The organism is Streptococcus sp. 3613 (genome assembly GCF_013277375.1).
GTDB classification, from domain to species: domain Bacteria; phylum Bacillota; class Bacilli; order Lactobacillales; family Streptococcaceae; genus Streptococcus; species Streptococcus pseudopneumoniae.
In genome coordinates this window covers 1-10,699 of the sequence record NZ_VMMV01000067.1, presented here as the reverse complement: position 1 = coordinate 10,699, position 10,699 = coordinate 1, and the positions used below count along the sequence as shown (strand labels likewise).

General features: G+C 37.4%; 11 protein-coding genes and 1 pseudogene. 1 reads left to right on the top strand and 11 read right to left on the bottom strand.

Annotation, left to right across the window (positions count from 1 at the left end; translation table 11 throughout):
- The first annotated feature begins 250 nt into the window (after positions 1-250).
- Entirely contained in the window at positions 251-1,012 is a 762-nt protein-coding gene (locus HT708_RS08235) for a DeoR/GlpR family DNA-binding transcription regulator (protein ID WP_000917605.1), read from the top strand.
- A gap of 282 nt (positions 1,013-1,294) precedes the next feature.
- Here HT708_RS08235 and HT708_RS08230 read toward each other — a convergent pair whose 3' ends face one another.
- The 11 genes and pseudogenes from HT708_RS08230 to HT708_RS08180 all read right to left on the bottom strand — a co-directional run.
- Positions 1,295-1,552 carry a DUF3884 family protein gene (locus HT708_RS08230; RefSeq protein WP_000475755.1) on the bottom strand — a complete coding sequence of 86 codons (258 nt, stop codon included), beginning with the start codon at positions 1,550-1,552 and terminating at the stop codon, positions 1,295-1,297.
- Positions 1,553-1,594: 42 nt separating this feature from the next.
- On the bottom strand, positions 1,595-3,001 hold the full coding sequence (gene lacG, locus HT708_RS08225) for a 6-phospho-beta-galactosidase (RefSeq protein ID WP_172926251.1): 1,407 nt from the start codon (positions 2,999-3,001) through the stop codon (positions 1,595-1,597).
- 214 nt (positions 3,002-3,215) lie between these two features.
- Positions 3,216-4,907: a lactose-specific PTS transporter subunit EIIC gene (locus HT708_RS08220; protein WP_166736123.1), complete on the bottom strand. Its 1,692-nt coding sequence runs from the start codon at positions 4,905-4,907 to the stop codon at positions 3,216-3,218.
- Positions 4,907-5,224, bottom strand: a complete 318-nt coding sequence (locus tag HT708_RS08215; protein WP_023936918.1) for a PTS lactose/cellobiose transporter subunit IIA — start codon at positions 5,222-5,224, stop codon at positions 4,907-4,909. The genes HT708_RS08220 and HT708_RS08215 overlap by 1 nt, the downstream gene beginning before the upstream one ends.
- A gap of 34 nt (positions 5,225-5,258) precedes the next feature.
- Positions 5,259-6,095, bottom strand: a complete 837-nt coding sequence (locus tag HT708_RS08210; protein WP_138704332.1) for a transcription antiterminator — start codon at positions 6,093-6,095, stop codon at positions 5,259-5,261.
- 396 nt (positions 6,096-6,491) lie between these two features.
- A complete protein-coding gene (locus HT708_RS08205; RefSeq protein WP_226373118.1) occupies positions 6,492-6,926 on the bottom strand; it encodes a hypothetical protein in 435 nt (144 codons plus the stop codon).
- 332 nt (positions 6,927-7,258) lie between these two features.
- A complete protein-coding gene (gene lacD, locus HT708_RS08200) occupies positions 7,259-8,239 on the bottom strand; it encodes a tagatose-bisphosphate aldolase (protein WP_001229139.1) in 981 nt (326 codons plus the stop codon).
- Between the two features lies 1 nt (position 8,240).
- Positions 8,241-9,170, bottom strand: a complete 930-nt coding sequence (locus tag HT708_RS08195) for a tagatose-6-phosphate kinase (RefSeq protein ID WP_000604282.1) — start codon at positions 9,168-9,170, stop codon at positions 8,241-8,243.
- A gap of 10 nt (positions 9,171-9,180) precedes the next feature.
- Entirely contained in the window at positions 9,181-9,696 is a 516-nt protein-coding gene (gene lacB / locus HT708_RS08190) for a galactose-6-phosphate isomerase subunit LacB (RefSeq protein ID WP_001216906.1), read from the bottom strand.
- A gap of 148 nt (positions 9,697-9,844) precedes the next feature.
- On the bottom strand, positions 9,845-10,270 hold the full coding sequence (lacA, locus tag HT708_RS08185) for a galactose-6-phosphate isomerase subunit LacA (protein WP_000029273.1): 426 nt from the start codon (positions 10,268-10,270) through the stop codon (positions 9,845-9,847).
- A 157-nt stretch (positions 10,271-10,427) separates the two neighbouring features.
- A pseudogene (locus HT708_RS08180) lies at positions 10,428-10,511 on the bottom strand (aldose epimerase); the annotation flags it as partial.
- Positions 10,512-10,699: the final 188 nt, after the last annotated feature.

Below are 10,699 nucleotides of genomic sequence, written 5' to 3'. Positions count from 1 at the left end.
CCTCAAAACTGTGTTTTGAGCAACCTACGGCTAGCTTCCTAGTTTGCTCTTTGATTTTCATTGAGTATAATTCTCCACCACTCTCAATCATAAAAAGTAAACTAGAAACAACAAAATAATAACTTAATAAAAATATCGAAAGTTTTGAAAATAAACCTCGATATTTTTGTTTTTGTTTTATTTTGTTGTTTTTGTATTTGAATGATGAGCTAGTTTATGGTAAGATAGTAGTAGGAAACGAGGTGATAATATGCTCAAACAAGAAAAATTAACCAAAATTTTAGAAACAGTAAATAGTAAAGGAACCATAACGGTTAAACAGATTATGGACGAAATAGCCGTTTCAGATATGACTGCAAGGCGCTATTTACAGGAATTAGCTGATAAAGATTTGCTGATTCGTGTGCATGGTGGAGCTGAAAAACTTCGAACCAACTCCCTTTTGACTAATGAGCGATCAAATATTGAAAAACAAGCCCTCCAAACGGCAGAAAAACAAGAAATAGCCCGTTTTGCAGGCAGTCTAGTAGAAGAAAGAGAAACTATTTTCATTGGACCAGGAACAACATTAGAATTTTTTGCGCGTGAGTTGCCTATTGACAATATCCGCGTCGTGACCAACAGTCTACCTGTTTTTCTGATTTTAAGCGAACGAAAATTAACAGATTTGATTTTGATAGGTGGAAATTATCGCGATATTACAGGTGCTTTTGTTGGCACATTGACCCTACAAAATCTCTCTAATCTCCAATTTTCTAAAGCTTTCGTTAGCTGTAATGGTATTCAAAACGGGGCTCTAGCTACTTTTAGCGAGGAAGAGGGAGAGGCTCAACGCATCGCTTTAAATAATTCTAATAAAAAATATTTACTCGCAGATCATAGTAAGTTCAATAAGTTTGATTTTTATACTTTTTATAATGTATCAAATCTTGATACTATTGTTTCAGATTCTAAACTAAGTGATTCAATCCTTTTTGAACTATCTAAACTTACTAAAGTCATCAAGCCTTAATAAACTGAAAGATTCTGGGTAACAACTCAATTTCAGAAGTAAATCTTCCCACAATAAAACGCATAGTATCAAGGTTTTTTAAACCTGATATTATGCGTTTTTCTGCGTTAAAGACTTTTTGCCTAATTGCTTTATCTGCAACCTCAAAGCGATGCATTGAGAAACCTGCGACTCGCTTTCTAGTTTAAAGTTGCTCTTTGATTTTCATTGAGTATAAGCAACGTGATTAGATAAGAGTTTTGCAGCGTACTAAATACGAGATTTAACTTTTTTGGAAATTGGTTACGATTGTTGAAACGGCATAAAATCTGAATCAAAGGAGATAGTATCCCATTCTTCAGGATTGATAACATTTAAAAAGATATTTTTAAATTCTTCCAGCTCATAGTCTGAATGGCAAATCCATTCTTTACCGGTATAGACATACCATTTTCCGAGACTTTTCAGTTCTTCATTCGTCAAACACGGTATTTGAGAACATTTTTCAAAGTTGATAATATAAACTTTTTCATAAATAGATTGGATAAAATTTTTGAACATCTTTTTGCCTCACTAAAATTCTATATCTAATGACTCATTCTACTAGTCTATAATCTGAGTTTCTGCTACTTTCTTGTACCAGTGAGCTGATTTCTTAGGATAACGTTCTTGCGTTTCAAAGTCTACATAGAAGAGACCGTAACGTTTTCCATAACCGTTTGACCATGAGAAGACATCCATTAATGACCAAATGAAGTAACCTTTTACATTAGCTCCATCTGCAATCGCATCAGACAATACCTCCAAGTGTTGTTTGACATAATCAATACGTCCATCATCGTAAACAGTGTTATCAACGAACTCATCTTTATAACCAAGTCCATTTTCGGTGATGTAGATTTTCTTATAGTTAGGATAATCTTTCTTCACGCGCATGATTTGGTCATACAAACCTTGAGGGTAGATAATCCAATCCCAATCCGTGCGTGGCACATAGTCAGGAGCTACACGACGACCAACACCTTTGATTTGGTATTTAGAGCTTCCTTTCTCACCCTTACCATTATGGATAATTTCAGTTTCGCCATCAAAGGCTTCCATCCAGTCACTCATATAGTAGTTGATTCCAAGGAAGTCGTTCAAGTCTTTCGCAGCTTCTAATGCTGTGAAATCTTCTTCACGAAGATCCAAGCTACCACCATTGACTGATAAGATATGGTTGACACCTTCCATGGTTTCAGCTGAATAGCGACCTAGATAAGTTGCATCCAAGATAAATTTATTGTGAATAATATCTTCCAACTCAGCTGCACGAACATCTGCTGGATTTTTAGGATCCAAAGGATACTTAGTTGGCAGAGCGTGAACAACACCAATTTCACCTTTATATCCTTTATCTTTATATAGCTTGACTGCACGTGCATGAGACACCATCATATTGTGGTGCGATTGGAAGACTTTGGCAAGGTCGTACTGAATACCTGGAGGGAATTTCCCAACCAAGTATTGACCATCACCGATTGGGCCAATTTCATTAAAGGTTGTCCAATAGTTTACTTCTGGAAATTCTTCAAAGCAGAAGGCAGCGTAGTCTACAAAGTGTTCGATATTTTCACGTTTTAAGAAGTCTCCATTTGAGTGGAGAGCTTCTGGCGTGTCAAAGTGATGAAGAGTTACAAAAGGCTCAACATGACGTTTGTGACACTCTGCAAATAGATTATGATAATACTCAACACCCTTCTGATTTACTTGACCGTAGCCTGTTGGGAAAATACGTGACCAGGCAATAGAAATTCGAATGCCATTGACACCATACTCTTCTGCTAGCTTTAGGTCAACTGGATATCGATTGTAAAAGTCACTGGCTGGTTCGGCAGTGTACCAGTAGTTATCTTCAAGATATTTATCCCAAGCAACTGGTCCTTTTCCATCAGTATGCGTAGCGCCTTCTGCTTGATAGGCAGCTGTTGCGCCACCGAAAATAAAGTCTTTTGGAAGTGTTTTTGTCATTTTTTTCACCTATTTCTTGATTTAAATAAAATAAAAGTGAGAGGAGAGGAGTCAGTGAGCCATCCTTCTCCATCTCACTTCTTGTAGCAAGTCACTGAATTGTGACATGAGGAGGTAAAAACGATATCTTTTTACCGACGAATTAATAAGGCGATTAGGAAATTCGCCATAGCGATTTCCGTAACGATAGGAGACTGTTTTATAGTCCCTATCGTTAATCGAATTGCGCTTGTACGAATGCAAGAGCACCTTTTCCATCACGGGTTAACTTGATGTATTGAGCGCCTTCTGTCTTGGCAAGTTTAATACCGAGTTTATCTGTTTCTGCTTTCATATCTTCAAAGTTTGAAGCAACTTGAGGGGCAAGGATAACCAAATCAAACTCTGGCAACATTTCACGGTGAGCACCATAGCCACCTGCTGCTGCTTTCACAGGGACATTGTATTCTGCTGCTGCCTTATTCAAAGCATTTGCAAGGAGACCACTTGTCCCTCCACCTGCACAGAGAACGAGAACATTTGTTTCTTCAGTGATGGTATTTTGTGTTGCTTCTACACCCGCTTTTTCAAGAATAGCATCTGCTTTTGCAGTGTTAAAGTTTGCAGCAACTTTTTCTTTCAATTCATCATTAGACTTACCTGAACGCTCTTCTTCAAGAATTTGTTCATCATAGACTTTAAGGAATGGATAGTAAATGACTACGTCAACCACGATTAGAAGGGCAGCAAGAATGAATGATAGCACTTGGAAGTTGGTACCAAGAACTAGACCTAGTGGAGCTGGAGTTGTCCATGGTAGATTAGCAGTAAATGAGTTCATTCCAAGTGTTTCAATAAAGAATTTGAAGATCCATACGTTTGCGATTGGAGCAAAGATAAATGGAATGAAGAAGATTGGATTTAATACCAATGGTGCACCAAACAAGATTGGTTCGTTGACACCAAAGAAGGTTGGAACAACAGACGCACGTCCGATTGCACGGTTACGTTTTGATTTTGTTAACCACATGAACATGAATGGAACAACCAGTGTCGCACCAGTACCACCCATGGTAACGATAAACATTTGTGTACCAGAAGTAAGAATCTTGTCAGCATGCATCCCTTGTTGGAGAAGGTTCAAGTTGACTTCGGCATTGGCATAGGTAATCGCTGCGATTGCTGGTTCAACGATAGATGGACCATGAATACCAACAAACCAGAAGAAGGCAAAGGCACCAAAGATAATGGTAATACCAAGATAGCCATCAGCAGCAGAGAAGAGTGGTGCAAAGAATTTACCGATTGATTCAGCTACGCTTGCACCCACAAAATGACGAGCTAGTAAATCAAGAGCATAAAGTGAAACAACTGAGAGAGTGAATGGAATCACATCTTTAAAGACTTGTGAGATATTTGGTGGAACTTCGTCAGGCATACGAATAGTGACGTTGTTCTTAACACAGACCTTATAGATAGCTACTGTAACAAAGGCAGCAAGGAAGGCTGAAAGCAAACCTTTTGTTCCAAGGAAATCTGTTGCAAAACCACCTGCAATTGGGTCAGCTGCCAACATCAACAAACCAACAATTGCTGCCAACAATGTTGACATATAGTTGATTTGATTGGTTTTCTCCATGCTACGGTTAACTGAGTCGGTCAATGACTTGGCAGTTGTACCAGCTACTAAGAGAGCCAAAATTCCCATTGAATAGCTATACGGTTTCATCAGAAAGGCTACAACTTCATCAGACCATTTAAAGCCCCATGAGTTTGGTACAAAGGCAATCAAGATAAAGATACTTGAGAAGAGAATAACAGGCATACCAGCAATAAAACCATCACGAATGGCACGAAGGTAGATATTACGAGATAGTTTCTCAAAGAAAGGCTTTCCTTTCTCAATAAATGCAATGAGTTTATTCATTACTTAACTCCTCTCTTATAAAGTTCGATTAAGTGGTGCATCAAATCTTTTAACAAGATAGTTGTCATCAAGTGGTCTTGACCATGCATCATGGTTACACTATAAGCCAAATCCTCGCCAGCTGCTTCCTTAGTCAATAGACTTGTTTGCGCGTGGTGTGCCTCAGCAATACAGCTACCAGCTTCCTCTACCAGAGCGTCCGCTTTAGCAAAATCACCAGCTTCAGCAGCCTTCAAGGCTTCCAATAGTTTTGAACGAGCATCGCCAGCATAGGCTACGATTTCAAAACCTAACAATGTTACTTCTTCTCTATTCATGATAGAATTCTCCTTATATAATTTTAAATAATTTTTATGATAATAAACGTTGGATATGTAGAACTAGATAAACTCGTTCACTTTTATACAAATCAAGACCCGTATGTTGCGTAATCACATCATAGATCTTGGAACCTATCTCGAAGGCTTTTGGGTAGGATTGTTTGATATGGTCTTCCATATCCAGAAGTGATTGGTTATCATCTCTAGATCTGTCTAAATAATCCAAGAAATAATTCAAATGTATCATAAAGCGATCATAGAAATGGTTATTCTCTTTGGTTCGCTGAATTGCATATTCCTTTAGAACTTCTTCAACATTTCTGAGAATTTCTTTCCTCTTATCAATCGACTCAACCACTTGGACTTCATTCTCGCCTTCGGCATTGATGAAATGATAAGCAATCCGAATAATTTCATCCTCAGGAAAATGATCTGCTAGCTTCTGACGGTAAATTTCAAAAGCTTCATTTGCGATTTGAAAAGCGACAGGATACTTAGCAGAAATATCTGGCAGATTACTATCCTTGTACCTTCCTTGTGCTAGAGCTTGGTAAGAACAGTAAATATGATCTGTCAAGGTTACATAGAGATACTCTTGAATCGGATAATGATATTTCTTTGATAGCTTATCAATAATCTCATAGGTCACTGTGATAAAATCAAGCGGAACATCTTTGAGGAGAGCCATAAAGTTTTCTCTGGACTCTTCGGTCTTCATCCGAAAGATTTTCTCAACCTGATGTTCAGCAATCAAATCCCCCTTCTTCTTTCCAAATGCAATCCCCTTACCAATCACAATCACTTCTTCTCCCTTATCATTTCTGACAAGCGAGACATTGTGATTCATTGGATTTAGAATTCGATACATGTCAACCTCCTTTTATATTTTAAAGGTATATGAGTATAAAAAATGACCACAAATGAACTAGAAAATCAGCCGATTTCTAATTCACCTGTGATCATGCCTAATATTACTTAGTAACACTCACCTTGTATTAACTTGTGATTTAAGTATAGCACAAGTAAGTTATTTTGTAAACCTTTACATACAACTTTTTTTAAAATTAACTATGTTCTAAAATTCATCAAACAGAGGCTCTGTTTTTATTTATTTTTGTAAATCAAAACAAAAACAGGAAGACAGAAAAATAAAAAAGTAGCTACATTTTTAAAATTCATTAAATCTAATAAACAAAGAACACAAGAAACTATAAAACAAAATACGGTTATTTTTTTAAACGAACTATTCATAAAGAAATAACCTTTAAGGTAAATCTATGGTGTAAACAAGGTTTACAAATGGCACCTCTACTGTAGCTACAGCAACTGTCCAATAATTTTCTACAGCAGTTTTTACAGCCCAGCCACCCATCCCCCTCACTTGAGGACCAAGATTGAAACGAAAACCTACAGGACCTCTTTCGTAAACGTTGGGTAACTCTTTTACAGCTTCATACATCAAACTTGCTTCTTGTACAGAAATACCAATATTTTTTGCTAACTCTTCAGGAGTGCCTTTTAAATTTATATTTCCAAATTTATCTACATAAAAATAATCTTCCAAAATTTGACCAGCATTTACAATATCTTCTGAAACCGAAACATTATAAAATTTATTCCCATCAACATTCAAAACAATATCATTTGCTTTATCTACTGTAGTTAGGGCACTATCTGCAAATACAGAACCACTAACCATAGGTAAGGCTGATGAGAATATTGAAACAATACCTAGTCCTACAACTAACGCTTTAAAACTCTTTTTAGTAGCCGTTTATCTTCTCCTTTTATAAAACAATGAATGAAATGTGCATCTAAATATAGTTTATTCTGGCAATATTGTTTCCGTATTTTTCCTTCCTAGCTCGTAAAATAAACTATATCCTATTTTTATTATACTTCATATAGTTACTTTCTAATTCATATTAACTTGTGATTTAAGTATAGCACAAGTAAGTTATTTTGTAAACCTTTACATACAACTTTTTTTAAATTTTTTTAGATTCATGTTCCTAAACTAGGAGGACTTTCTTACACGCGTTCTTTCCATGAAGTCGCTGTTGTTTGAAGAACTTTGTTGAGTTCGTCAATGTTTTCAAATCCAGTTGTGCGAAGCCATTCGCGAGCTGCTGCTTCACCATCTTTGATGTAAGCTTCAACTGATCCTGCCCATGTAGCACGGCCACAAAGAACTCCGTTAAAGTTTGCACCTGATTCATGAGCAAATACAAGAGTATCTTGGAAGAGTTTAGCTGATACACCAGCACTCAAGTAGATGTATGGCAAGTTCGTTGCTTCATCTTGCGCTTTGAAGAAGGCTGCTGCTTCTTCACGTGTATAAACTACTTCACCTTCAGCGAAGCCTTCAACATATTTAATGTTAACAGGAACTTCAACTTTCAAAACATCAATGTTAAAGCGTGGGTCTGAAAAGACTTTCATAGCGCCGATAACTTTGTGTGGTTTTACTTTAGCGTATTCTACAGAACCTGCATCCGCAATTTTTTCATCGTAAGCAAGGATTTCAAGGAAGAATGGGATATCTTCAGCCACACACTCAGAACCGATGCGTTCGATGTAGGCTTGTTTTTCTTGATTGAGTTCGTCTGAGCTATCTACATCATAGTAAAGCAAGAATTTAACTGCATCTGCACCTTCTTCTTTAATACGTTTTGCAGACCAAACATCCAAGCAGTCTGGCAAGCGTTTTGTGCTTGTTGTGTCATAACCTGTTTTTTCATAAGCAAGGAGAAGACCAGCTTTTTCATCAAGAGCTTTAGTTGCTGGAAGTCCATACTCAGGGTCAAGAAGCATAGATGAAGCGTATTTAGTCAATTCATCTGCTACCAAGACTTTAAGTTCTTCCATTTGGGCCACAGTTGGTTCTTCTGTTTGGTGTTGAGCCATGAGGCGTTTCAAAGCACCACGTTGGTCAAATGCAAGAGCTGAGATGATACCATTTTCATCAGAAAGTTTTTCTAAGCGTACACGTTTTTGTTCTGTTAAAGCCATTTTATACCTCTTTTACTATTAATTGATCATATAGAGCTTGATAGTTGGCCATGTTGACATGACCAGTCATTTTTTCTTGAGCATTGAGCATACCAAGGACATTTGCCTTGATGAGTAATTCTGCATCCGATTCTTTGTGAAGAAGTCCTGAAGAAATTCCTGCCACAGTAGAGTCTCCAGATCCAACAGGATTTACCACCTGAATTCTAGGAATATCTACCTTGTAGAAAGTGTCACCATGTTTGGCAAAAGTACCGTTGGCACCAAGTGAAACGATAATCCATTCAATCCCTGCAAACAAAGGTTCTTGAAGTACTTCTTTTAATTCATCCAAATCCTCAGAAACTTCTCTTCCAAGAAGCTGAGACAATTCTTCATTATTTGGTTTGATGACTGTTGGTTTATGGGGTGATTCAAGAACAGCCTGAAGTGCTGCACCTGAGCAGTCCAAGACTACAGGCTTGCCAGCTTGATTAGCAAGTTCTACCAAGCTCGCATAGTAATCAACTGGAAGGCCAGCTGGCAGACTACCTGAGATGGCCACTACTTCAACTGACTCCAAGAGTTTTTTGAAATGTTCCAAAAACTCTTGACCTTCCTGTTCCAATACTTCAGGACCTTTTTCAAGAACTTCTGTTTGGTTGTCTCCGTGGAGAATAGCGATACAGTTACGAGTTTCTCCCTGAATTGAGAAGAAATCTTTCTTTACTTGATTATCGATATGTTCAACCAAAAACTCACCAAGTTTGCCACCCACTAAACCAGTAGCAAGAACAGAATCGCCAAATTCTGAAAGTACTCGGGTAACATTGAGTCCCTTACCACCAGCCGTTTTGGTTACATCCACCACACGATTGACAGTATCAATCTTCAACTCATCCAAGGGATAGGAAATATCAATGGATGGGTTCATTGTAACTGTTAAAATCATAGTTTACCTCTTAGTCGTGGTATTCTCCGCGATCCCATTTTTCAAGGAATTCAGTGAAGAAGTTTGCATCTGTTTGTTGAGCATTGTGACTTTCAAGGTGTTCAATTTTCGCAATCAATTTTTTGTTTTCTTCAGATGGTTTGTATTCAGCATGAATGAAAGCTTCGATGATATCACACATAAGCAATTCACCAGTAATCTTACCACCAAAACCGATAACGTTGGCGTTCAATTGCTCTTTAGCATAAAGGGCTGTTGTCATATCACGAACCAAGGCAGAACGAATACCTGGAACTTTATTTACAGCGTTGTTGATACCAACACCAGTACCACAGATACATACCCCGAGATCAGCTTGACCACTAGTTACTGCTTCCCCTACTTTTTTACCAAAGATTGGGTAGTGAGTACGTGTATGGTCATAGGTACCAAAGTCAATGACTTCATATCCTTTTGATTTCAAAAATTCTGAAACCGCCATTTTTTCATCTGTTACGATGTGGTCACATCCAATTGCAATTCTCATTAGTTATTCCCTCCGATTAATTATATAAATCTAATATCATTTATCCCTACTCAAGAAAAATCAAGATTAGCTTAGGAAGCGAGCTGCAAGCATAACTGAGGTTAGCTAAAGTGAGCTGACAACAGATTATCTTGATTTTTGAAGAGTATTAGCACATTTTATTCAACATGTCGACACGGATTTGATGACGTCCACCGTCGTATTGACCGTTAACAAATCCTTTAGCGATATTTTTAGCCAATTCATCACCAACAAGTTGTGCTCCCATAGTGATCATACGTGAGTTGTTGTGGCCACGAGTCATATAAGCTGAACGTTCGTCAGAAACTTCTGCAGCAACCATTCCTTTGATCTTAGTTGCGACCATAAATGGACCAGCTCCATAAGCATCAATCACGATACCAAGGTTTTGTTCTTCTTTGTTTACTTCTGCAGCAACAGCGAGAGTCACATCAACAAAGTCTTGACCTTCAGCTGTAACATCCACAAGGTGGAAGTTTTCTTTTTCTAAGAAGTCTTTCACCACTTCTTTCAATCTCAAACCTGCAGCATCTGCACCGATAACAATAGACATATTGTATACTCCTTTTTATTTTTTCTAGGCTGGATTCCAGCAGTGTATTGGCTGTCTTTAAGAAACAGTCAATTAGTCCTCACAAACATAATATACTACTATTGTTTGAAAAAGTCAATAGTTTATGTTTGTTTTTGTTGTTTATTTTTTTGATTTTTTATAAAACTTCTATCTCAAACCCTAATTCTTCAACCTGATTGGCTTCTAAGAGACGAACATTCTTCTTATCTTCTAAATGATTTTCTGCTGAATTTTAAGCAGAATATCATTTCTCTTTTTAGAATCAAAAGGACGAGATTGTGGAATCTCTACAGGAACAATAGGTTGTGGCATTCAAATATCCTCCAATAGTTTTACTTTACGAATAGTATACAGGAGGAGCTCCATGAATGATAGATACCTTGTTATGAGTAACCGCCCAATAACGAA

Coding starts and splice junctions, on each gene's coding strand:
- HT708_RS08220 (WP_166736123.1), bottom strand. CDS start 4,907: ATGAATAAACTCATTGCATTTATTGAGAAAGGAAAGCCTTTCTTTGAG.
- HT708_RS08205 (WP_226373118.1), bottom strand. CDS start 6,926: ATGGTTAGTGGTTCTGTATTTGCAGATAGTGCCCTAACTACAGTAGAT.
- HT708_RS08195 (WP_000604282.1), bottom strand. CDS start 9,170: ATGATTTTAACAGTTACAATGAACCCATCCATTGATATTTCCTATCCC.
- lacA (WP_000029273.1), bottom strand. CDS start 10,270: ATGTCTATTGTTATCGGTGCAGATGCTGCAGGTTTGAGATTGAAAGAA.
- HT708_RS08215 (WP_023936918.1), bottom strand. CDS start 5,224: ATGAATAGAGAAGAAGTAACATTGTTAGGTTTTGAAATCGTAGCCTAT.
- HT708_RS08235 (WP_000917605.1), top strand. CDS start 251: ATGCTCAAACAAGAAAAATTAACCAAAATTTTAGAAACAGTAAATAGT.
- HT708_RS08230 (WP_000475755.1), bottom strand. CDS start 1,552: ATGTTCAAAAATTTTATCCAATCTATTTATGAAAAAGTTTATATTATC.
- lacB (WP_001216906.1), bottom strand. CDS start 9,696: ATGAGAATTGCAATTGGATGTGACCACATCGTAACAGATGAAAAAATG.
- lacG (WP_172926251.1), bottom strand. CDS start 3,001: ATGACAAAAACACTTCCAAAAGACTTTATTTTCGGTGGCGCAACAGCT.
- HT708_RS08210 (WP_138704332.1), bottom strand. CDS start 6,095: ATGTATCGAATTCTAAATCCAATGAATCACAATGTCTCGCTTGTCAGA.
- lacD (WP_001229139.1), bottom strand. CDS start 8,239: ATGGCTTTAACAGAACAAAAACGTGTACGCTTAGAAAAACTTTCTGAT.